At 70.5% G+C, this 21,758-nt stretch carries 18 protein-coding genes; 12 read left to right on the forward strand and 6 right to left on the reverse strand.

What is annotated here, in order from left to right; genetic code table 11:
• The first annotated feature begins 2 nt into the window (after positions 1–2).
• The 4 genes from A3CU_RS0138075 to A3CU_RS0138090 all read left to right on the forward strand — a co-directional run bounded on the left by A3CU_RS0138075 (position 3) and on the right by A3CU_RS0138090 (position 4,009).
• Entirely contained in the window at positions 3–1,145 is a 1,143-nt protein-coding gene (locus A3CU_RS0138075; protein ID WP_027946660.1) for a DUF58 domain-containing protein, read from the forward strand.
• A 62-nt stretch (positions 1,146–1,207) separates the two neighbouring features.
• Complete coding sequence (locus A3CU_RS0138080; RefSeq protein ID WP_156960766.1) at positions 1,208–3,310, forward strand: transglutaminase TgpA family protein; 2,103 nt, start codon at positions 1,208–1,210, stop codon at positions 3,308–3,310.
• Between the two features lie 17 nt (positions 3,311–3,327).
• Positions 3,328–3,738, forward strand: a complete 411-nt coding sequence (locus A3CU_RS0138085; RefSeq protein WP_027946662.1) for a hypothetical protein — start codon at positions 3,328–3,330, stop codon at positions 3,736–3,738.
• A 76-nt stretch (positions 3,739–3,814) separates the two neighbouring features.
• Positions 3,815–4,009, forward strand: a complete 195-nt coding sequence (locus tag A3CU_RS0138090) for a hypothetical protein (protein WP_027946663.1) — start codon at positions 3,815–3,817, stop codon at positions 4,007–4,009.
• A 284-nt stretch (positions 4,010–4,293) separates the two neighbouring features.
• Here the strand turns inward: A3CU_RS0138090 and eccD are convergent, their stop codons facing one another.
• Positions 4,294–5,613 carry a type VII secretion integral membrane protein EccD gene (gene eccD, locus A3CU_RS0138095; protein WP_027946664.1) on the reverse strand — a complete coding sequence of 440 codons (1,320 nt, stop codon included), beginning with the start codon at positions 5,611–5,613 and terminating at the stop codon, positions 4,294–4,296.
• Between the two features lie 123 nt (positions 5,614–5,736).
• Between eccD and A3CU_RS50700 the strand changes: the two genes are divergently transcribed.
• The 3 genes from A3CU_RS50700 (at position 5,737) to A3CU_RS0138110 (ending at position 9,915) form a co-directional block, all read left to right on the forward strand.
• Positions 5,737–7,047, forward strand: a complete 1,311-nt coding sequence (locus A3CU_RS50700) for a serine/threonine protein kinase (protein WP_027946665.1) — start codon at positions 5,737–5,739, stop codon at positions 7,045–7,047.
• 148 nt (positions 7,048–7,195) lie between these two features.
• Entirely contained in the window at positions 7,196–9,019 is a 1,824-nt protein-coding gene (locus tag A3CU_RS48695; protein WP_052372867.1) for a serine/threonine-protein kinase, read from the forward strand.
• Positions 9,020–9,093: 74 nt separating this feature from the next.
• Positions 9,094–9,915, forward strand: coding sequence for an FHA domain-containing protein (locus tag A3CU_RS0138110; RefSeq protein ID WP_052372868.1), 822 nt, complete (start codon positions 9,094–9,096; stop codon positions 9,913–9,915).
• 451 nt (positions 9,916–10,366) lie between these two features.
• Here the strand turns inward: A3CU_RS0138110 and A3CU_RS0138120 are convergent, their stop codons facing one another.
• Together A3CU_RS0138120 and A3CU_RS0138125 are read right to left on the reverse strand one after the other, a co-directional pair.
• On the reverse strand, positions 10,367–11,005 hold the full coding sequence (locus A3CU_RS0138120) for an HD domain-containing protein (RefSeq protein ID WP_245617513.1): 639 nt from the start codon (positions 11,003–11,005) through the stop codon (positions 10,367–10,369).
• A gap of 12 nt (positions 11,006–11,017) precedes the next feature.
• Positions 11,018–11,263 carry a hypothetical protein gene (locus A3CU_RS0138125; protein WP_027946669.1) on the reverse strand — a complete coding sequence of 82 codons (246 nt, stop codon included), beginning with the start codon at positions 11,261–11,263 and terminating at the stop codon, positions 11,018–11,020.
• Positions 11,264–11,288: 25 nt separating this feature from the next.
• Here A3CU_RS0138125 and A3CU_RS0138130 point away from each other — a divergent pair, with 25 nt between their 5' ends.
• On the forward strand, positions 11,289–11,972 hold the full coding sequence (locus A3CU_RS0138130) for a DUF429 domain-containing protein (RefSeq protein WP_043843939.1): 684 nt from the start codon (positions 11,289–11,291) through the stop codon (positions 11,970–11,972).
• A 218-nt stretch (positions 11,973–12,190) separates the two neighbouring features.
• Here A3CU_RS0138130 and lspA read toward each other — a convergent pair whose 3' ends face one another.
• The gene (gene lspA, locus A3CU_RS0138135; protein ID WP_027946671.1) at positions 12,191–12,715 is read right to left on the reverse strand and encodes a signal peptidase II; all 525 of its coding nucleotides are present in this window, start codon (positions 12,713–12,715) and stop codon (positions 12,191–12,193) included.
• A gap of 674 nt (positions 12,716–13,389) precedes the next feature.
• Entirely contained in the window at positions 13,390–14,529 is a 1,140-nt protein-coding gene (locus tag A3CU_RS0138140) for a glutathione-independent formaldehyde dehydrogenase (protein ID WP_027946672.1), read from the reverse strand.
• Positions 14,530–14,760: 231 nt separating this feature from the next.
• Here A3CU_RS0138140 and A3CU_RS0138145 point away from each other — a divergent pair, with 231 nt between their 5' ends.
• On the forward strand, positions 14,761–14,952 hold the full coding sequence (locus A3CU_RS0138145) for a hypothetical protein (RefSeq protein ID WP_027946673.1): 192 nt from the start codon (positions 14,761–14,763) through the stop codon (positions 14,950–14,952).
• Between the two features lie 67 nt (positions 14,953–15,019).
• Here the strand turns inward: A3CU_RS0138145 and A3CU_RS0138150 are convergent, their stop codons facing one another.
• Positions 15,020–17,404 (reverse strand): lysylphosphatidylglycerol synthase domain-containing protein, encoded by a 2,385-nt coding sequence (locus A3CU_RS0138150; RefSeq protein WP_027946674.1) that lies wholly within the window; start codon positions 17,402–17,404, stop codon positions 15,020–15,022.
• A 247-nt stretch (positions 17,405–17,651) separates the two neighbouring features.
• Between A3CU_RS0138150 and A3CU_RS0138155 the strand changes: the two genes are divergently transcribed.
• The 3 genes from A3CU_RS0138155 to glcF are packed head-to-tail and all read left to right on the forward strand — an operon-like array spanning position 17,652 to position 21,755.
• Positions 17,652–19,130 (forward strand): FAD-linked oxidase C-terminal domain-containing protein, encoded by a 1,479-nt coding sequence (locus tag A3CU_RS0138155; protein ID WP_052372910.1) that lies wholly within the window; start codon positions 17,652–17,654, stop codon positions 19,128–19,130.
• A gap of 36 nt (positions 19,131–19,166) precedes the next feature.
• Positions 19,167–20,438 carry an FAD-binding oxidoreductase gene (locus A3CU_RS0138160; protein WP_027946676.1) on the forward strand — a complete coding sequence of 424 codons (1,272 nt, stop codon included), beginning with the start codon at positions 19,167–19,169 and terminating at the stop codon, positions 20,436–20,438.
• Positions 20,439–21,755, forward strand: coding sequence for a glycolate oxidase subunit GlcF (gene glcF / locus A3CU_RS0138165; RefSeq protein WP_027946677.1), 1,317 nt, complete (start codon positions 20,439–20,441; stop codon positions 21,753–21,755).
• The last annotated feature ends 3 nt before the right edge of the window (positions 21,756–21,758 follow it).

Below are 21,758 nucleotides of genomic sequence, written 5' to 3' on the forward strand. Positions count from 1 at the left end.
GCATGCGCCTCACCCGCCGCGGCGCCGCCGTGCTGGTGGCCGCGATCGTCCTCTTCGGAATCGGCCAGTGGGCCGGTTACCCGCTCTTTCTCGCCACGGCCGGGGCGGCGGCGGGCGCGGTGATCGCGGCGGTGGCCGTCACGGCCCGGCGTCCCCGGGTCGCGGTGGTGCGGGACCTGTACCCGGACCGGGTCGAGCGGGGCCGCCCCGCCGTCGCCCGGCTGCGCGTGCGGAATCCCGGCGCCCGGCGGCAACCCGGTTTCACCGCCGGTGACGCGGTGGGTGCCGGTTTTCAGTCGGTGGCGGTGCGACCGCTCGCGCCGGGCGCGGAAGCCGTGTACCACTACGAGCTGCCGACCGGTGGTCGCGGCCGGCACCAGGTCGGCCCGCTCACCCTGGACCGGGCGGACGCGCTGAAGCTCGGGCGCCGCCGACTGTCCACAGGGGACACCGCGACGCTGTGGGTGCACCCGCGTATCTACCCGGTGAACGCGATCGCCGGCGGCCATGCGCGGCACCACCACGAGGGGCAGGCCACCGAGGCGTCACCACGGGGCTCGCTGGACGTGCGTGAGGTCCGGGAGTACGTCGTCGGCGACGAGGTCCGGCACCTGCACTGGAAGGCCACGGCCAGGACCGGCCGGCTCATGGTCCGTGACTACGCCGACCCGTACCAGCCGCGATTCACCGCGTTGCTGGACGACCGGCCGGAATCCCTTGCCCCGCCTGCTTTCGAGGAGGCCGTGGACCTTGCCGCCTCGCTCGCCGTCGCCGCGGCCAAGGCCGATCACCGGTGCCGGTTGGTCACCTGCGGCGGCACCGACATCGCCACGCGCGGCGGGACGACCGTGGTCCGCGGCCTGCTCGACGAGCTGTGCCTGCTCGACCGGGCAGACGGACCCGGGCTGCCGCTGGTACCGGCGCCGCTGCTGACGGGCGGAGGCGGCACCCTGGTGGTGATCAGCGGCCGGCTGTCCGAAGTGGACCATGCTGGGCTCGCGGCCGTCCGCTCCCGCTACCCGGAGCAGATCGTGCTCGCTCTCGGTACGACCAAGGGGAACTTCGCGGTGCCCGGCGCCAAGGTGCTGTCCGCAGTGGACGCCGCCGACGCGGCTCACCGGTGGAATGCGGTGATCGCCGGATGAAGGGGGTTCGTTCAGTAAGCGCTTTACAAACCGGGTGGCCGGAACTGAAGCACGGTTTGGCCGTGGGATGCGTGCTGCTGGCCGCGGCCGTGCCCGGCCTGCTGTTCGCGCCGGTGTTCGGCCTGTGGCCGTTGGTCCCGCCGATCGCGGTCGTGCTCGTCGTCTGCTTCGCCGTGGCCGCGGTGTGCGCGCGGCTGCGCGGGCTCCGCCCGTGGCGGCCGGTGCTCGCACTCGCGGCCGGCCTGCTCGCGCTGGCCGAGGTCGAGGCGGGCGGCACCACGATGTCCGGCCTGCCGACCGGCCAGACGATCCGGGCACTCGTGTCCGGCGTGACCCAGTCGTGGCAGCTCACCCTGCAGTCGACCTGGCCGGTACGACCCGACGCCCAACTGCTGCTGTTCGTCCCGCTCGCGGTGCTGTTCGCGGCCGTGCTGGGGATCGAGCTGCTGCGATGGCCGGGGACGGCGCTGTTGCCCAGCCTGGCGGTACTCGGCCTGAGCCAGGCGTTCACCGCCCTGACGGGGCCGGTGGCGACCGCGGTCGCACTGGGCTACGCGACGGCAGCCGGGGGCGTGCTCGTGTCGTCGGCGTCCACTTCGGACATTCCATCTCGCGCGACGCGGACCGCGCGCCGGAGCGGCACAGCGCTGCTGCTGGTCGCGCCGACGGTCGTGCTCGGGGTGGCCGCGGCGGTCGCCGTCACCGCGGTCGACCAGGGGCGGCAACCAGCGTATTCCTTGCACCACAACCAGTTCGCGCCGGTGCCGCCGGGACCGGAGGTCAACCCGCTCGACGAGGTGGCCGCGCGCCTGGAGCGGCCGGACGTGCCCGTCTTCAGCTACACCGCCCCGGATCGGGTGGACCGGTGGCGGCTGGTGGTGCTCGACGACTTCACCGGGGCCGGCTGGTCGACCGGTGCCCGCTACCAGCGGCTCGGCGCCGAGCTCGCCGTCCCCGCCCCGGTCACCGTGCCGACCACCGTCCATTCCGCCCGGATCACCGCTGGTGCCGGCGAGTCGTGGCTGCCCAGCCAGGCCATGCCGGCCACGGTCACCGGGGCTGAGCCGCTGGTCGACCCAGCGTCCGGCATGCTGGTCGTACCCGGCCGAGACGGGCCGATGGCCTACGACCTGACCTGGCACGAGCCCGACGTGGATCCCGGTCTGCTGGCGGGCGCCGCCCTCGACCCGTCCGCCGCCATCGCCGGTGACCTCGGCGTGATCCCGCCCGGGGTGAGCGAACTGGCCCGCACGGCCACGGCCGGGCTGCGCCCGTCGTTCCAGGCCGCGCTGGTGCTGGAGCGCTACCTCAGCCAGAACTACCGGGTGGCCACCGGCGCCGACCTACCCACCGGGAGCGGCTGGCCACAGTTGCGCGATTTCCTGCTCACCACCAAGCGGGGCACCAGTGAGCAGTTCGCCGCGGCGTACGTTGCCCTGGCGAGAATCGTCGGCATCCCGGCCCGGCTCGCGGTCGGCTTCCGCGCGCCCGCCCCGGCCGCCGACGGTCACGTCGTGGTGCGCAACGGTGATGTCCTGGCATGGCCGGAGGTCGCGGTGGCCGGGGTCGGCTGGGTTCCGTTGGACCCGACGGGCTCCGCGAGCGACTCGGGCCAGGCACCCCCGGGGCTGGCCGAGGTCACCGCGCAGGCACGGGTCGGTCTGCCACCCCCACCGGCTCTCGTGGATCCGCCGCTGCCGACGGGTGGTCCTGACAACGGGTCGCCCCGCATCACCTTCCCGGTACGCCAGGTCGTGACCGGCCTGCTCGCGCTCACAGTGCTGGCGGTGGCGGGAATCCCGGTGGCCAGAACGATCCGGACCCATCGTCGCAAGCGCCGCAAGGGAACGCGGGGTGTCGTGGCGGCCTGGGAAGAGGTCAGGGACCTGTTACGGGCCCACGGCGTGCGGTTCACCCCGGGTACGACCGCACGCGACCTCGCCCGTGTCACCGAGTCCACTATGGATCGGTCCGTTGTGGATGGACTGATGTCGCTGGCACGCCAACTCGACGTCGCACTCTGGTCCGGCACCGGCGGCGCCGACGGAATGGCCGCGCAGGCGTGGTCGTCGACGAGAACCGTCCGGCGTGGACTCGGGCGCCGAGGACTCCGTGCCCGCCTACGTGCGTGGTTCGACCCAGGGAGCCTCATCCGTTTCAGGTAAGCCAGGGGAGGACATTCATGCTCAGCGTCGAGGAGATCCGAGCCCAGCGGCCCAGGGAAGTCTTGACGGCCCGCCTACTGTCGATCGCCGCCGCGGTGCTGTGGGCGCCGCTGGCCGGATATCTTTACTACCCGCAGTCCGGCCTGGTGGCCTTGTCCCTGATCCTCTACGTCTTCGGCGCCTTCGGCGTGGCCAAGGGCCGGAAGGCCGGGAGGACCCTGGTCGTGGTCACGCTCGGGTTGACCTACGTTCTCCTCCTGCCCTATTGCGTACTCGGCTTCCGCGACTCATACCTGAACGGGCCCATCTACGCGCTCATGGACATCTGCGCCGTGCTGCTTTCCGCCACTTCGCTCGTGCTGATCTACCGGCCACGCAGCAAGCGATACTTCCCCCTCGTCACCGTCGCCCGCGGCCACGACACCTAGCCACGACTGTGGCCAAACGGAAGTTTGGGATGGTCGACGTCCAGCATGGAAACAGCGGTCTCGACGCGATCACGCGGTGGTCGGCGTCGAGCAGGTGGCGGGTGCGCAGGCCGGAGCCGCAACCGATCTCCAGGACCAGACCGTCGCGGGCACGGTTCGGTTGGCTCAGGGCGAGGATGTCCGGTGCGCAATTGTCGGTGTGGAAACCGAAAGCGCGGTTGTGGGCAGCGGCGAGGTCGGCGCGGTAAGACTGCTGTTCGGAGGGATCTGATCCCTCTCCGCGCCGTGCAACCATTTTTCGGTTTGCTGGGGATAGTCGCTGCTGGTGCGTCGGCAAGTGCGAGCGGCAGAGTCCGTCGGGTGTCTTGGGCTAAGAATGGCGGCTCCCCCCGGTGTCGTCGCGTGGCTCGTCCTTCTTGCGGGACGGTCTGCGGCCGATCCGACACCACGGGAATGAGGAACTCGCACGCCGGGAGTGTGGGACTCGCGCGCCGGGAAGGTGGGACTCGCGTTACGGGAGTGGGGGACTCGCGCGCCGGGAGTGTGGGACTCGCGCTACGGGAAGGTGGGACTCGCGGCGTAGAGCCCGATCGCCGCGCACACCGCCGGGACGACCGCGACCACGACGATCACGTCGAGCAGATCGGCCCGGCCGCCAAGGCGGGGGCGCGGGTGCCGCATGCTGAGCAACTGGCCGGCCAGCGCGGCGAGCGCGGCGAGGGCCACCAGGACCGGGCCCGCGGCGAAGAGCGGGCCCGACCGGTGTGCCAGCACCGGGTCCGCGACCAGGCAGACCGCGCCGGCCCCGGCGGCGATCAGCAGGGCGGCCCGCTGGGCGACGCCGCGGTGCCGCCGCGCCCGCAGGACGAACCCGGCGGTCACTACGGCGGCCAGAACCAGCCCGGCCAGGTCGCCGCCGCGGGCAAGTACGACCTGGCAGGGCACCGTGACCACGCCGATCGCGACCGTCATGCCGGTGAGCAGGCCGTCGGCGCGGACCACCGTCGCGTATCCGGCCGAGAGCGGTCGCCGGAAACCGGGCGGGGGCACCGGGATGCCAAGCCTGGCCAGCCGGTCCGAACACGGTTCCAGCCAAGGAGAAAACGCCAGCCCCGCCCCGGCGACGACCGCCGCGGCGCCGGGGGCGGAGAGCGCGCCGGTGGCGCACAGTCCGGCCCCGAGCATGGTGAGCAGGCCGCCGACCGTGGCCGCGACGAGCAACGCCATCCGCCCCGCCCAGGCGGCCAGGCCGGTGAGGGCCACAAGTACGACTGCCGCCCCGGCGGACAGCAGGTGTTGCGCGCCGAGTGCGGAGAGCGGGCCGTCACCGGCGAACAGCAGGCCACCGCCGGTGAAGGCGCACGCCAGGGCGGCCGCGGCGTACCCGGTGCCGGCCCCGGTGTCGCGGAGCCGGCGGGTCAGCACCACGGCGACCGCGAGGGCCAGCGCCGCCAGGCCGAGCGCCCAGTACGCCCGGCCTCGCCATGGCGGTCCGGACCACACGACGGCGAGCAGGCAGAGCAGGATCGCCCCGGTCCCCACCGCGAGCCCGGCCCACTGCGTGTGGCGGGGCCCCCAGCCGCTGGGCGATTTTTCCCTTACCGGGCGGGGAAATCCGGTGGTGGTCGGGGCCAGCCTCAGAATTTCCCCTTCGGCAACCCGATGCGCCGCGAGCGTGTCGGCCGGCTGCAGCACCGATCCGTCGGTGCGGCGCACCTCCCAGCCGCCGGTGAGCACGCCTTGATCGGCGACGTGTTCCCCTTCCTGTAAAAGGTTTGGCAGAAGTTCGGCGAGCGGCGAATTGGTGGGTAGCTCCAGGTCGATGCGCCGGCTCGGCGTGGCGACCGTGACCCGGACCAGACCGGTAGGTGTCATGTTCTTCCTTCCCGAATACGGCAGCAAGGTGCCGAAGCCACCCCCGCGACCGGCGGGTCGGCTCTACCATCGCAGCATGGTTCAGATCCTCCAACCGGAACGACAGCATGCGGACATCGGGCGATGGTGACGATCTCCGGCAGCGAGCTTCTCCCGATCGGTCAGGGCCCGGTCGCCACCGTCTACTCTGGATGGTGCGCGGGAGAGAAAAAAGCGTTGAAGGTTTTCCCGGCGAAGTTCGACGGGCAGACCCTCGGGGTCTACGAGCGCGAGCGGGGCAAGCTCGCTGAGCTGGCGGTCTCGGCTCCGATCCTTCCGGTGGAGAGTGTCGATCAGCTCGACGACGGCCGGCAAGCGCTGCGGATGCCGTTGTGCGCCCAGTCGCTGGCGGCCCTGGTCCGACGATCCGGCGCGCTGGGTCCGGACGACGTTGTGGTGCTGGGTTACGCGCTCGCGCTCGCGCTGGCCGCTGCACACGGCGCCGGGATCCTGCACGGTGGAGTAAGCCCGGACAACGTCCTGTTCGGCGAGTCAGGGGAACCGGTTCTCGCGGACTTCGGCGTGCCCGTCCGGGAGGCCTTCCCGCGCGATCCCTTGCACAACATCGAGTTCGTATCCCCGGAGACCCTGCGCTCCGGCGAGGTCGACGAGGGCACCGACCTCTATGGCCTGGGCGCGGTGCTGCACTTCGCGCTGTCCGGAAACTCACCGCACCCGGGCCGGCTCGGCGAGCAACCGAGTGACCGCGTGCTGCGCGTGCTCGGCAGCCCGGTACCGGCGATCAACCGCCCGGGTGTCCCGGTTGAACTGTCCACAGTGATCGCTCGGCTGCTCGCGCCGGACGCCGCGAACCGCCCGCCGGACGCGGACTGGGTGGCGGACCAGCTGGCCGCCATACTCCCCGACGAGCCGTCCCCGACGGGTACCTTCGACGACTTCGAGCCGGAGGACGCCGGAAATGCCGAGGACGGCCCGAGCGGCAGTCAGCCCGCCGTTCGCTCGGCACGGCGCTCCATTGTGGTCGTCAGCGCCCTCGCGGGCGCCGCCGTCCTGGCCGCCCTCGTGGTCCTGCTGGTGCCACTCGGTGCCTCCGATCAGCTGTCGAGCACGCCGCGCCTGCCACCACCGCCCGCCTCCGCCTCGCCTGCCGAGCTCGCCCCGCCGGCGCGGGTGGACCTGGCGGACCCGGTCGATCTCGGCGACCAGGTGGTGCTGACCTGGACCAGCGACCGGACCCTGGACTTCGCGGTCGTGGTCGCGGGTGAGGGCGAGGCTAACCACGTCCTGCTGGCGCAGCGGAACCACACCATGACCGTCCCGGTGGATCCCGTACGGAAGTACTGTTTTTTGGTACAAGCCAGTGACAGCGCCGAGGGCAGCCCGGTGTACGAGAGCCGGCCGAAGGCGATCCGGGGCGCGGTCTGCCGCCAGTAGCAGGTTTGTCGCGGGACCGGTCCTCCTTCGGCGCGCGTCGGGAGTACCCTCCCGACAGAAATAGTTGAACGTGCGACGGTCATTCAGCCTGGCTGTCCGAACACGTTCGGCATAACGGCATAACACTGTGGTGTCGGGGGCGCGAGAAATGGCGGCTGTCGGCGACAAGATCGCTGGTCGGTACCTGCTGCGGAAACGGCTCGGCTCGGGCGGGATGGGTGTCGTCTGGCTCGCGTCGGACACCGAACTCGAACGCGACGTCGCGCTCAAATGTCCGCAGGTGGGCGACAAGGCCGGGGCCAAACGACTGCAAACCGAGGCCCGCAACGCCGCGCGGCTGCGCCACCCGCACATCGTTGGGGTGCACGACATCTTCAGCGAGGGCGAGGTCACCTGGCTGGTGATGGAATACGTCGAAGCGCGCAGCCTCGCCGAGATCGTGCGCGAAAGCGGTGCGCTGAAGCCGGCGCGTGCGGCGACCATCGGATGGCAGGTCGCCGACGCACTGGCCGCAGCACACGCCCGCGGCATCGTGCACTGTGACGTCACGCCGGAAAACATCCTCCTGGCCCCGGGCGATGTCGCCAAACTGACCGATTTCGGCGTTTCTCGTGCGCTGTGGAACGACGTCACCCAGACCGACAGCGCCATCGTGCGCGGAAAACTGCCCTATCTGGCACCCGAAGTCGCGCGCGGACAGAAACCCGGACCCGAGTCCGATGTGTTCTCCCTGGGCGCCACCCTGTACGCGGGCATCGAAGGGCGGCCCGTGTTCGGCGACGTCGGACACCCGGCGGCGCTGTTGTCGAAGGCCGCGGAGGGCGTAGTGGCGCCGCCCGGCCGGGCCGGCGCGCTCACCGTGCCGCTGACCCAGTTGTTGCTCGCGAACCCACACCGCCGCCCCGACGCTGGTGAAGCCGCCACCCTGTTCAAGAAGGTCAGCCCGCCGGATCCCGAGATCCTGCACCGGGAGGCCCAATGGCGGGATACGGCGGTGCCCTCGGAACTCCACCGCCGGATCCGGCGCCGGCGAATCTTCACCGCTGCGGCAGCGGCGGTCGCGGTGGTGGCGGTCGCGGTCGGTGTGGTCCTAGCCCTGCCGCGCCCCAACTCGACCGCGCAGGCACCGCTCGTCGGCGACGCCCGCACGGCCGATCCCTGCGCGCTGGTCTCGACCGCGTCGCTGGCCAGGTTCGGCGAGATCGTGCTGTCCACCGACTCCGGCAACTTCAACCGCTGCGATCTGCTGGTGAAACCCAACGGCGAGGTAATCGCCGACGTCAAGCTCGTCCTGGACAACGGCCTGCCCGACGCGGATTCCCGGACGCGGACCACGCAGGCCGGCAACCTCACGCTCCTGGTGGAACCGCTCGACGACGACACCTGCGACCGCAGCTTCGCGCTGCCTGACGGCCACCAGGTCGGCATCACCGGCCGGAAGGACGAGCCAACGGGGCCGGACCCGTGCGCGCTCGCCGACGCCGCGACCGATTACGCGGCCGGGGTGCTCAACCGGGGTCCGATCCCGCGACGAGCCGCGCCGTTTCCGGCGCAGTCCCTGGCTTCGGCCGACGCGTGCTCGCTGCTGGACGCCACCGCGCTCAGCAGCGTTCCCGGGGTCGACGCGCGTCATCCGGTGCCCGGGTTCGGCAACTGGTCGTGCCGCTGGAACAGCTCCATCGACGGCCGGGTCGACGTGTTCTACGACCGCAACCCGCCGCTGGGTGCCAGCGACGGCCAGCCCATGACGCTGGCCGGCCGGGACGCGTTCATGACCCCGGGATTCGACGACCCCAAGGACTGCACCATCCGGACCGAGTACCGCGACTACTACAACAACCCCGACGACCACATGGTCGAACTGCTCGTGGTCAAGGTGGTCGGGGAGCGGCCGATGGACCAGCGCTGCGAAACGGCGAAGACGTTGACCACCGCGGCGGTGACCGCGCTGGAGGCGAAGGCACCCCGATGAGCAAGGCGGGGACCGGTCCCGCACTGGCTGGTTAAGGTCGCCGTGGAAGGCAGTCGGCGGGAGAGAAGACCGAAATGAACCAGACATTTCAGACCCTCAAACCCCGGGGCGGCCGGCGTCTCGACCCCTCACACGCGAGCCTGGCCAGGGGAGTCGCCACGTCGGAGCCGGGCGTGCTGTCCGCGCTGTCGCTGGCCGGCGGGGTGAGCCTGGGGCCCAGGGACGGACGCACGCTCCTGTTCGGCCGCAACCGGCCGGAGGTGCACGTCTGCCTGGGCGAAAACGACCTGCAGATCAGCCGCCACCACGGCAGCCTCACCTGCCGCCGCGGCCAGTGGTGGCTGGCCAACACCGGCGGCCGGCCGATCCGCCTTGCCGGTAAGCGCTTGCTGTTCCGGGACGAGGACCCGGTTCCGCTCGACACCGGCTACACGCCGCTGTTCGTGCGCGGCTCCGCCGGCCGGGAACACCTGTTGGAGGTCTTCGTCAGCGGGCCCGACGGCGGGGCGCCCGGACCGCAGCACTCCCGCCTCACCAATCCGGGCGAGGTCTACCTGCTCAAGCCCGAGGAGAAGCTGGCGCTCGTGGCGCTCGGCCAGCGGTACCTCCTGCACGAAGCCCAGCCACAGCCGTGGACCTGGAAGGACACGGCGGCGTTGCTGGACGAGATCCAGCCGGGGACAGGCTGGCGGAGCCGCCGCGTGGAGAACCTGGTCACCGACGTCCGCATGCGGCTTTCCCGGGCCGGGGTGCAGGGCCTGACCCGGGAGGAGGTCGGCGAACCGGTCGGCAATTCGCTCAACCACAACCTGCTGACCGAACTGCTGATGTCGGCCACCCTCGTACCGCGCGACCTCGATCTGCTCGACGACCCAGACGGCCGCCTCCCCGACTGACCACCCGTGCCCCCGCCCAGCCCAACGTGCCCCGCCCCAGCCCAACCTGTCCCGCCCCAGACCCGCGAGTCCCCGCCCCAGGCACGCGAGTTCCGGCTTCAGCCAGGCGAGTTCCGGTTTCAGGCACGCGAGTTCCGGTTTCAGGCACGCGAGTTCCGGCTTCAGGCAGGCGAGTTCCCGCTTGAGGCAGGCGAGTTCCCGCTTGAGGAAGGCGAGTTCCGGTTTCAGGCACGCGAGTTCCGGCTTCAGGCAGGCGAGTTCCGGCTTCGGGCACGCGAGTTCCCGCTCCAGGTGTGTGAATTCCCGCTCCAGAGCCGTGTGTCCCGGCCTCAGGCACCTGAGTTCCCGCTTCAGGCGCCTGAGTTCCCGCCTCGGACGCGTGAGTCCCCGGTTTAGGCGCCTGTGTCCCCGGTCCAGGCATCCGAAATCCGGCTTGGGGAGCATTGAGGGTTCAGCCCAGTGCGTTCAGGAACTCCAGTTCCCGGGCGATGTTGGCTCTGGCCGTCGTCTCCCATCGCCGCCTGGCCGCAGCGGTGCGATAGAGCGGTCGCCGAGCCAGGAGGCCGGACATCAGCGCCGCGCGTCCGGCGCGCCAAGCCAACTCGTCGAGCGAACCATATTCCTTGCGGACTGCGGCACGGTACTTCTCGTACGTGGCTTGGTCGGTACCGAGGATGGCCAGATCGGCATCGAGCAGAGCGTGCGCGGTGAGGTCGTCCGGCGGCGCGGAGTGGGTCACGGTCGTCAGCACCAGCGCCTCGACCCGGGCCACATCTGATTCACCGACCGCCGCTCGCCGCAGCCACTGACCCGCCCAGGCCGCGCTCCGGCGTTCGTCCTCGCCGGGCTTGCACTGGTAGATCACGTCGTGGGCGCCGGCCGCGAGAATGAGGTGGTTACGCTCCCGGGAAACCAGCTCCAGTTCGTCAGCCAGTATCGCCGAATCGCGCAGTACGGCACTCACATGTGTCGCGTCGTGATAGCGACGATGAGGTTCGGCGTACCGGGTGACGAGTTCAGCCGCGGCGGCCTCGGCCACCGACCGGATGCCAGCAAGCGAGCACACCGCCTCTGCCCACACCAACTCCACGACCTCATCCTCTCAGAGCGGCGAGTCACAGCGCCTGGACGGGATTTCGCTTACCAGAACCGGGAACTCGGTTGCCTGAACCGGGGACACACGCTCCTGAACCCGGAACTCGTCGGCCTGAATCCGGAACTCGCGTGCCTGAGTCGGGGACACACGCTCCTGAATCCGGAACTCGCCGACCTGAACCCGGAACTCGTCGGCCTGAACCTGGAACTCGCCGGCCTGAATCCGGAACTCGGGTGCCTGAAGAGGGGACACGGGTGTGTGGCGGCACCATGGGGAGATGCGGGTTCTCGGCGTCGACGCATGCAAGGGCGGTTGGATCGGGATCGCGCCGACGGCCGGGGGCGTGAGCGCGTACTTCGCGGCGCACATCGCCGAACTGGTCGAGCGGGCCGACGCCGATGGCGCGGTCGAAGTCGTCGCCATCGACATCCCGGTCGGCCTGGCGGACGCCAGTCGCCGGCGCGCCGACCTCCTGGCCCGGCAGGCCATCGGCCCGTTGCGCTCGTCGGTGTTCATCACGCCGGTACGCGTCGCCCTGGAGGCCCCGGATCACGCCACGGCCACGGCTCGCAACCGCGCGCTCACCGGCGACGGGGTTTCCATCCAGGCATTCGGCCTGAAGCCGAAGGTGCGACAGGTCGACGAATGGGTGCGACGGCGGACGCACCGCGTGGTCGAGGCCCACCCGGAGGTGAGTTTCGCCCAGTTGGCCGGGGCGCCACTGACCCTGCGCAAGACCACGTGGGCGGGCGCCGAACTGCGCCGCCGCCTCCTCGCCGGCGCCGGCATCCCGCTTGACGGCGACCTCGGTGCGGCCGGCCGCCACGCCGCCGTCGACGACGTCCTCGATGCCGCCGCCATGGCCTGGACGGCTCGGCGCGTCGCCCGCGGTGAGGCACTGGCCAGGCCCGACCCGCCCGAGGTCTTCAGCGACGGCCTACCGTGCGCGATCTGGACCTGACCGTGGGGGTCGGCGACTTACACGTCGGCGGTCGCCGTGGGGCTCGGCTGTTACACGGCGGCGAGTTCATCGCGGGACTCGGCCGTCAGATGTAGGCGGTCGCTGTGGGGCTCGGTTGTTACACGGCGGCGGGTCATCGCGGGACTCGGCCGTCAGATGTCGGCGGTCGCTGTGGGGTTCGGCTGTTACACGTCGGCGGTCGCTGTGGGGCTCGGCCGTCAGATGTCGGCGGGTTCGTCGCCGCGCGTTTCGACCGGCTCCTCATCGCGCACGAAAACCGTGGCCAGCACGAGTATCACGGCGCCGACGGTCAGCGCGATGTCCGCGACGTTGCCGATGAACCATCCGTTGTAGTCAATGAAGTCGACCACGTGACCCCGCGCGAAACCGGGGGCGCGGAACAGCCGGTCGAGCAGGTGCGTGGTCGCGCCGCCCAGCAGCAGCCCCACCGCGACCGCCTGGCCCCGGGATCGCGCCCGCCTGGCAAAGCCGGCGAGCACGACCACGGCCACCGCGGCGGCGATGGTGAACAACCAGGTCGAGCCGCTGCCGATGGAGAACGCAGCGCCCGAGTTGTAGATCAGGCGTAGCTGCAGGAAGTCGCCGAGCAGCGGGACCGGCGCGCGATCGGTGAGCGTTGCCACGGCCCAGAACTTGGTCGCCTGGTCGACCGCGAGGACGGCCGCGGCCAGGATCACGATGATCGGCAGGCGGCGAGTCGCTCGGTGCGTAACGGTAGCCATTAACACAATCATAGCGGCGAATCGAAATTCCTCCCTGGCCGGCACGCTGTCCGAACGCCTGCGTAGTACGGAAAACGAGGCCGCTCGCTCGATCGCCACCACGGTGCGTGAATTTCCCACTCGCGACGATATGGATATGATCCATTACCGAAAAAATTGCCGACCTGTGTCGATGCCCACTCTCCTAGTGACTTGGCCGTTGCTTTTTCGTAATCTTTCCGCGTTTTTGCGGTGACCTGCGATCCCTCGTTACGGAGATCAGTGCGCCGCAAAAGCCACCGCCGAATGACGCTCCATTCGGCTCCTCTCGCGCCGCCCGTCGGGTGGGCGGCGCCCCAGAGAGGTCGGTGGCGTGTATGGCTGGATCCTGTCCCGACGGGACGTCATCGCGTGGAGAAGCCGGGCCGTCCGACGGCCGGGTCCCGCGATGGCTGGTGCCCAGGTTCCAGTCGCCACGCTGCCGGCGGTCGCACCGGCGCCGGTTCACGGGGTCGGGTGCCGGTGCGGCCGCACTGGGGGTGTTCCGGTCACGACTTGGGCACAAATGACTGCATGAGTGACCCGTTCATGCCGGATTTCGACAGTAACGGGTCACTCATGCACCGCCGGTGGTGGTTGATTACGGCTGGCCCGTCCAGGTATCCACAGTGGACCGGTCAACGCCGCGAGCGCCACTACCCCTGCGGGTGCAGGACGACCTTCGTGTAGCCCTCGACGCGCTTGTCGAACTTCTCGTAGGCCATCGGCGCCTGGTCCAGGGGCAACTCGTGCGATACCACGAAGCTCGGGGTCGCCCGGCCCGCGATGATCATGTCGCGCAGTTGCCGGTTGTACCGCTTGACGTTGCACTGCCCGGTGCCCATGCGCAGGCCCTTTTCGAAGAACCTGCCCACCGAGACCAACAGCATGCCGCGCTTGGCCTGCTCGTCCGGGCCGCCCGGGTCCGAAGGCACGTACAGCCCGGGCACGCCGAGCATGCCGGTCGGCCGGACCGTGTCGACCAGCGAGTTCAGCACGATCGCCGGTTCCTCGTGCTCCGCGTCGCCCGTGGTGGCCTGGTAGCCGACGGCGTCCACGCCCTTGTCGGTGCCTTCGCCGTTCGTCTGCTCCTTGATCTGGTCGACGGCGCTGCCTTCGGCGAAGTTGATCGGAATCGCACCGATCTGCTCGGCCTTCTGCAGCCGCTCGGCAACCCGGTCCACCACGAAAACCCTCGACGCCCCGCGCAACAGGGCGGAGTAGGCCGCCATCAGGCCGACCGGGCCACCGCCGTAGACCGAGACGCTTTCGCCGGGGGACACCTGGGCCAGTTCGCAGCCGTGGTAGCCGGTCGGGAAGATGTCGGCCAGCAGGATGAAGTCGGTCTCGTGCTCGGTGCCCTCCGGCAACTTGAGGCAGTTGAAGTCGGCGTAGGGCACGCGCAGGCGCTCCGCCTGCCCACCGGTGTACGGGCCCATTGCCACGTATCCGTAGGCGCCGCCGGCGAAGCCCGGATTCACCGTCAGGCAGAAGCCCGTGTAGCCCGCGACGCAGTTCTTGCAGAATCCACATGCGACATTGAAGGGCATGACCACGCGGTCGCCCTGCTTGATCGAAGTGACTCCGTCGCCGGCCTCCTCGACGATGCCCATGTTCTCGTGACCGAACACGATGCCGGGCTCAGCCGCCGTCCGGCCCTCGTACATGTGCAGGTCGGACCCGCAGATGGCGGTGGAGGTGACCCGCACGATCACATCGTTCGGATGCTGGATTCGCGGATTGTCCACTTCTTCTACAGCTACCTTGAACGGCTCCTTGTATACGATTGCTTTCACCGCGAGCACCTCCGATCGGCGATGGTGTTTTGCATTGAGCGACGAACGACACAGTCGCTTGCACGCGGCCGCGGCGTACTCTGTATCGAGCGGCCTTCTCGGTTTCGCCCTACCTGGCGGAACCCATCGTTCGCCCACTTTGGACGGCAGTCAAGCCCTGGCGCGGGTGAACGGACGTGCCCCGGACGTGGCCGTGACCTGCATTTTCATCACCCACGGAGGAGATCAGAAGTGACGAGGCGGACGGGAAACCTGCTCGTCGAAGTAGCCGGTTTGTCCGGCGTGACCTACCCGGCCGGAACCCAGGTGCTCATCTCCGGCCGCGGCGCGTCGGTCGACGCTTTTGTCGACGGTGACTGGCTTCCGCTCGCGTGGTGGGAGTTCACCCAGGCCCCCGAACACGCGCCGAAGCCCAACGCCTGAACGCTTACCCGCACGAACCGTGTCGGACTGACTGCGCACAGTTCGATTTGGACTGTCTATTCCGGACTTAGATGATCTCGCGGTGCTGGAGGTAGCGGAAGACGGCGATACCGGGCAGCACCGGCAGCCAGTAGGTCAGCAGCCGTGAGGTGAGCACCGCGGCCACTGCGGTCGTCGGCGCGATGTCCAGCGCGGCCAGCCCGCCGATCATCAGCGACTCGACCGCGCCCAGGCCGCCGGGCGTGGGGATGATGTGCCCGAACGTCTGTCCGATGACGAACACCGTGAGCACGGCGAAGACCGGCATGTGGGGGTCGAACGCGGCGAGGCTGGTCACCAGGCCCAGCCCGGAGACGGCCAGATAGCCCGCCGCCCCGCCGAACAGCTGGATCGCGCGGCGGGGTTGTCCCAGGGTTCTGACCAGCTCTCTGATCACCTGTAACCCGGGCTGGACGAACCGGCGCCGCCCGAACGGCGAGGCGAGCACGGCGACCACGATCGCCAGCGCGCCCAGCCCGCCCGCCACCACGGGCCAGCCGTGCGGGATCGAGATACCGGTGAGCACCCCCGCGGTGCCCATCCCGAAAGCGCCCACCACCGACCAGATCCCGCCGAGCACCCCGGTCGCGGCGACGTTGAGCATCGTCACGCCCACCGCTTGCGAACGGCGGATGTCGATCCGTTCCATGAACGCGATGTTGATGCCGAAGAACCCGACCCCGCCGGGCGTCGTGCGGCCGGTGAAGGCGGCGGCGACCTGAACTGCGGTGGTGCGCCAGAACGGCAGCGGGGTCCAACTGGCGCCGATGATCGACACCGCGGCCAGCAGGAGCGCCACCAGGCCGGTCACGGTGCTGATCGCCAGCCACGTCCAGTTGGCCCCGGCGAGAGCCTCGGACACACCGCTCAGGTTCGTCAGCTGCGGCAGCAGCGTGTAGACGGCGGCGCCGAACAGCAGCAGGCCGACCAGCCGGCTGGGCCGCAGCGGTGAGTGGAAGGTCGGGATCGGCCGCCCGATCCGCTCGGCGAGGGTCTCGCGCAGGTCGGTCAGGGCGAACCGTTCGCTGGCCAGTTGCTTGCGGACCCGGCGCGGCAGCGCGAGCGGCTGCAGGTAGGCCAGCGCGGGTTCGAGCCGGTCGGGCGACAGCGCCCGCGTCGCACTGAGAACGGCACGTTCGACGCCGACCAGGGACGCGATCGACACCAGCGCCTCGGCGATGTCCTGCGCCGTTCGGCCGGGGGTCGCGCCGGCCTTGCCGAGGGCGAGGCCGAGTAGCCAGGGCTCGCCGTGGGCGTCGACGAGCACGTTCCTCGCACGCAGGTCGTGATGGGCGATGCGGGCGTCGCCGAGTTTCGCGACGTGGTCCCAGAAGGCTTTCAGCAGCGGCTCGTCGATCTCGTCGAGGCCGAGATCGGACAGGCGGCGCCCGTCGATCTGGCGGCGAACGAGCAGAGCCGACCCGTCCGGCGCCTGGCACGCCAGCACGACGGGCGGGATGCGGACCCCGCCGCGCTCCGCCAGCAGCGTCAGCAGTGCCTCGTGCTCGGCCTCGTGGTAGGGGGACGACAGCGGTGGTTCGTCCTCCACCTCCAGTGACGCCAGTAGCCGCCGCAGCCGGTACCACATGCCCGCCCGGCGGCGTAGGTGGCGCACGACCTCCACCCGCAGGCGGTCCCCGCTCGCGGTGGTCACCACGACTTCCTGCGGCCCGTACCGGCGCGTGCGGACGGGCACGACCTCGACCGGCGCGAGCCCGGCCTGTTCCAGCGTCTGCCGCACCACCGCTACCGACGTGCGGCGTCCCGGCGCACCGAAGAGGAGATGGAACAGCGCGCCGACGGCCCAGCCGAGGAACACGCCCGCGAAGGCGTCCAGCGGAAGGTGGCGGCCGAGGTAGACGCCGGCCACGGCGATCACCACGACGACCGCCCATGCGGCGCGCCGGTAGCCGGGCTTGAGGTAGGGCGCGATCACCGCCACGAGCGCCGCCACCATCGCCACCTCGACGTCGGGGAAGGCGAAACCGGTCGGGCCGGGCGCCCTGGTTTCGGGCGCGAGCAGTTTCGGCGGCACGTAGCGCGGGCCGACGAAGTCGTTCGCGATCCCGGCGAGGACCCAGGCGACGGCGCCGGCCGCGACGCATTGCAGGCCGAGCCGGATGCGCTTGAAGTACAGCGCGATGGCGGCGACGGCGGCGACGCCGAGCCAGCCGCCGGCCCACTGGAACACGTTCCAGGCCGCGGTCGAGGCCGGCGGGATGCGCTCGATCTCCTCGAAGATGGCCAACTCGACGGGGTTGGCCGCCTGCCAGCGTGCCACCAGCGAGCAGGCCGCGACGACCGCCAGGGCGAACACCAGCACGGCCAGGTCCCGCGGGTGCCGCCCGAGCGGCAGCATCGGCGGGGCGGACCCGGCCTCGCCGGTCGCCGGCTTCACCGGCTCGTCGCCCACTTCAGTCCAGCCTTAATGGTCGTCAACGCTCGTCCATCCAGTGTGCCGCTAAACACGGCGAGAAGACCCTGCGTTGTGGCCGGTTGCCCGTGCCGGTCACGCACCGTCCGGCCGCCGGTTGACGATGCTCCGTCCGCGACCTACGGTTTCCGTTAAGCAGACTTTGGTTTTCGTAACACGAAAAGTTGTCCGGATAGTTCCTCGTAAGCCGCGGTCGACGAAGACTGGGACGACGCGCATGAAGACCATGAAGTTGCCGGACGTGGCAGAGCACATCACGGCGCTCGCCGACCGGCTCCGAGCCGCGCTCGGGCCGGACGCGGTGATCGACGACCACCAGCGCCTGCGTACCTACGAATGCGACGGTCTCGCGCACTACAAGGCCATACCCGCGCTGGCCGTGCTGCCGGACGACGCCGCCGGGCTGGCGGCCACGGTGCGGGCATGCGCCGCGGCGGGCGTGCCGTTCGTGGCCCGCGGTTCGGGCACCGGTCTTTCCGGCGGCGCCCTGCCCCGCGCGGACGGTGTCCTCATCGTCACGTCGCGGCTGAGAGACATCGTCGAGATCGACCGCGAGAACCAGCGCGCGGTCGTCCAGCCGGGCGTGATCAATCTCGACGTGACCCGTGCGGCCACGCCGCACGGCTACTACTACGCGCCGGACCCGTCCAGCCAGCAAGTCTGTTCCATCGGCGGCAACCTCGCGGAGAACTCCGGCGGCGCGCACTGCCTGAAGTACGGCTTCACCACCAACCACATCACCGGCGCCGAGTTCGTCACCTCCGACGGGGAGACGGTGCGCCTGGGCGGCAAGGCCCCGGACCCGACCGGCTACGACCTGCTGGGCGCGATCGTGGGCTCCGAGGGCACGCTCGGGATCGCGACCGAGGTGACCGTGCGGCTGGTCCGGTTGCCGGAGACGGTCCGCACGCTGCTCGCGGGCTTCCCCAGCACCGACGACGCGGGCGCGGCGACCTCGGCGATCATCGGCGCCGGTGTCGTCCCCGCCGCCATGGAGATGATGGACGCGCTCGCGATCGAGGCGGCCGAGGCGGCCGTGCGCTGCGGCTACCCGGAGGGCGCCGGCGCGGTGCTGGTGGTGGAACTCGACGGGCCGGTCGCCGAGGTCGAGCAGCAGTTCGACGAGGTCGAGCGGCACTGCCGCGAGCACCGCGCGTTCGAGATCCGCATCGCGAAGGACGACGCGGAGCGCGCGTTGATGTGGAAGGGGCGCAAGTCGGCGTTCGCGGCGGTCGGCCGGATCAGCCCGGACTACATCGTCCAGGACGGGGTCATTCCGCGCACCGCGCTATCCGAGGTGCTGCGGCGGATCGACGAGCTGTCCGGCCGCGCCGGCGTCCGGGTCGCCAACGTGTTCCACGCCGGGGACGGCAACCTGCACCCGCTGGTGCTCTTCGACGACGCGGTGCCCGGCGAGGCCGAGCGCGCCGAGGAGGTGTCCGGGGCGATCCTGGACATCTGCATCGAACACGGCGGATCGATCACCGGCGAGCACGGCGTCGGTTCGGACAAGGCGAAGTTCATGCCGCGCATGTACACAGAGGACGATCTCGACACGATGCAAATGGTGCGGTGCGCCTTCGACCCGGACGGGCTGGCCAATCCGGGCAAGGTGTTCCCGACGCCCCGGTTGTGCGGCGAGGTGCCCGGCCGCCACCGCGGCGCGCATCCGTTGCAGGAAGCCGGAATCGCGGAGGTCTTCTGATGTTGTCCCACGGATTCTTTTGGGTACGAGGACAACATGAGTGAAGTGGACAAGGGAATACTCGACGCGTTGCGCGCCGCTACCGCCGATGAAGCGCGGCCCGCCGGTCCCGGGGACGACGTCGACGGGGTGGCGCCCTCGTACGTCGCATCGCCTTGCGGCACCGAGGAAACCGCGGCCACGCTCCGGGTCGCCGCCGAGCACGGGCTCGCCGTGATCGCGCGTGGAACCGGGAGCAGGCTCTCCTGGGGCGCGCCGCCGTCGCGGGCCGATCTCGTCGTCGACACCGCCCGCATGGACCGGATCGTCGAACATCGCGCGGGCGACCTGGTCGTCCACGCGGAGGCGGGCGTGCGGCTCGACACGTTGCACGAGCACCTGGCCCGGGCCGGGCAGCGGCTCGCGATCGACCCGGTGCTGCCGCCCGGCGGCACGCACGGCGGCACGGTCGGCGGCCTGATCGCGACCGCGGCGTCCGGCCCGCTCCGGCTTTCCCACGGCGCGGTGCGGGACCTGCTCATCGGCGTGACCATGGTGCGGGCCGACGGCGTGGTCGCGAGGGCCGGCGGGAAGGTCGTGAAGAACGTCGCCGGCTACGACCTGGGCAAGGTGCTCACCGGTTCCTGGGGCACGCTGGGCCTGGTCACCGAGGCCGTGTTCCGGCTGCACCCGTTGCCGGTCACGGCCCGCTGGGTGGTGCGGCGGGCCGGCTCGGCGGCCGAAGCGTACGACCTGGTGCGGCGCGTCGTGCATTCGCAGGTGGTGCCGGCCGGGCTCGAACTCGACCGCGCACCGGGCGAGGTCGCGACCCTCGCGGCCTCCATCGAGGGCATCCCGGCCGGCGTCACCGGCCGCGTCGGCAAGTTGGTCGAACTCCTCGGCGAAAGCACGGAAGTGCGCGACAGCGCGCCGGACTGGTGGGGCCGGGCGCCGTGGGGGAGCGGGGATGTCGCGATGCGACTCACTCACGAGATCGCCGGACTGCCCAAACTGCTCGACGCACTCGACGAAGCCGCGGCGCGCCACGGCCTGAGCGTGGCGCTACGGGGTTCCGTGGGAGTCGGGGTGGTGCACGCCGGTGTGCCCGGCGCCGCCGAGCCGCATGCCGTCGGTGCACTGGTCGAGGATTTGCGTGACCAATCATCCGCGTGGGGAGGGGACGTCGTCGTGCTCGACGCGCCACCGGCGGTCAAGTCAAGCGTCGACGTGTGGGGCCCGGTGCGGGGGCTGGCCCTGATGCGTCGCGTCAAGGATCAGTTCGACCCGGAGCATCGGCTCGCGCCCGGTCGTTTTGCCGGAGGGATCTAGATGTCTGAGCCCGCGTTCGACCACCACCACCCGCCCGCGGCCGAGCTCGTCTCCGACTGTGTGCACTGCGGGTTCTGCCTGCCGACCTGCCCCACCTACGCGCTGTGGGGCGAGGAGATGGATTCGCCGCGTGGGCGGATCTATCTGATGGGGCTCGGGCTCGAAGGCGAGCCGATGACCTCCGAGATGGTGCAGCACTTCGACGCCTGCCTGGGCTGCATGGCATGCGTGACCGCGTGCCCGTCGGGCGTCCAGTACCACAAGCTGATCGAGGCCACCCGCGCGCAGGTTGAGCGCCGTTTCGACCGCGGCCCGCGGGACCGGGCATTGCGCCGGGCCATCTTCAGCGTTTTCCCTTACCCCAAACGCCTGCACGCCCTGCGCGGACCGCTTCGCGCCTACCAGGCGACCGGCTTGAACCGGCTGCTGCGCCGGTCCGGGTTGCTGCGCAAGGTGTTCCCGGCCCTGGCCGCGCTGGAAACGCTTGCTCCGCCGATCGAGCGGTACGTGCGCGTGCCGGAGCGGGTCCCGGCGAAGGGCCGCAAGCGCGGCACTGTCGGGATGCTGCTGGGCTGCGTGCAGCGCGAGTTCTTCCCCGGCGTCAACGCGGCCACCGCGCGAGTGCTGGCCGCCGAGGGGTTCGACGTCATCGCTCCGAGCCGCCAGGGCTGCTGCGGGGCACTGTCCACACACAACGGTCGCGAAGCCGAGGCGCAGTCGTTCGCCCGCGAGCTCATCGACACCTTCGAGGCCACCGGGGTGGAGTGGGTGGTGGTCAACGCCGCGGGATGCGGCTCGGCCATGAAGGAGTACAGCGATCTGCTCGCCGACGATCCGGCCTATGCCCGCAAGGCCCAGGATTTCGCGTCACGAGTTCGCGACGTGTCCGAAATCCTGGTGGAATATCCGTCGATGGCCATCCGGCATCCGTTGCCGGTCACGATCGCCTACCACGACGCGTGCCATCTCGCGCACGCGCAGGGTGTTCGCGCGCAACCGCGTGCCCTGTTGCGGGATATTCCCGAACTGAACTTGCGCGAAATCGCCGAAAGCGAACTGTGTTGCGGCTCCGCGGGAATCTACAACATCCTGCAGCCGGAGGCCGGCCGGGAGCTCGGGGACCGAAAGGCCCACAACGTCCTCGCCACTGGCGCGTCCCTGCTGGTCACGGCGAACCCGGGCTGCCTGATGCAGGTGGCCGCCTCGATCGAGGGGCAGGGCGGGGAAATCCGGCTCGCGCACACCGTGGAGGTGCTCGACGCATCGATTCGTGGCCTGGCGGCGGAAGGTGTCGGACGGGTAATTTCCGGAAATTGATCG

It is taken from the genome of Amycolatopsis taiwanensis DSM 45107, from assembly GCF_000519205.1.
In the GTDB taxonomy this organism is placed as follows: Bacteria; Actinomycetota; Actinomycetes; order Mycobacteriales; family Pseudonocardiaceae; genus Amycolatopsis_E; species Amycolatopsis_E taiwanensis.

Bases quoted from the DNA above. Each gene is read 5' to 3' on its own strand.
- A3CU_RS0138110 (WP_052372868.1), top strand. From the start codon at position 9,094: ATGAACCAGACATTTCAGACCCTCAAACCCCGGGGCGGCCGGCGTCTC.
- A3CU_RS0138075 (WP_027946660.1), top strand. From the start codon at position 3: ATGCGCCTCACCCGCCGCGGCGCCGCCGTGCTGGTGGCCGCGATCGTC.
- glcF (WP_027946677.1), top strand. From the start codon at position 20,439: ATGTCTGAGCCCGCGTTCGACCACCACCACCCGCCCGCGGCCGAGCTC.
- A3CU_RS0138130 (WP_043843939.1), top strand. From the start codon at position 11,289: ATGCGGGTTCTCGGCGTCGACGCATGCAAGGGCGGTTGGATCGGGATC.
- A3CU_RS0138160 (WP_027946676.1), top strand. From the start codon at position 19,167: ATGAGTGAAGTGGACAAGGGAATACTCGACGCGTTGCGCGCCGCTACC.
- A3CU_RS48695 (WP_052372867.1), top strand. From the start codon at position 7,196: ATGGCGGCTGTCGGCGACAAGATCGCTGGTCGGTACCTGCTGCGGAAA.
- lspA (WP_027946671.1), bottom strand. From the start codon at position 12,715: ATGGCTACCGTTACGCACCGAGCGACTCGCCGCCTGCCGATCATCGTG.
- A3CU_RS50700 (WP_027946665.1), top strand. From the start codon at position 5,737: ATGGTGACGATCTCCGGCAGCGAGCTTCTCCCGATCGGTCAGGGCCCG.
- A3CU_RS0138085 (WP_027946662.1), top strand. From the start codon at position 3,328: ATGCTCAGCGTCGAGGAGATCCGAGCCCAGCGGCCCAGGGAAGTCTTG.
- A3CU_RS0138155 (WP_052372910.1), top strand. From the start codon at position 17,652: ATGAAGTTGCCGGACGTGGCAGAGCACATCACGGCGCTCGCCGACCGG.
- eccD (WP_027946664.1), bottom strand. From the start codon at position 5,613: ATGACACCTACCGGTCTGGTCCGGGTCACGGTCGCCACGCCGAGCCGG.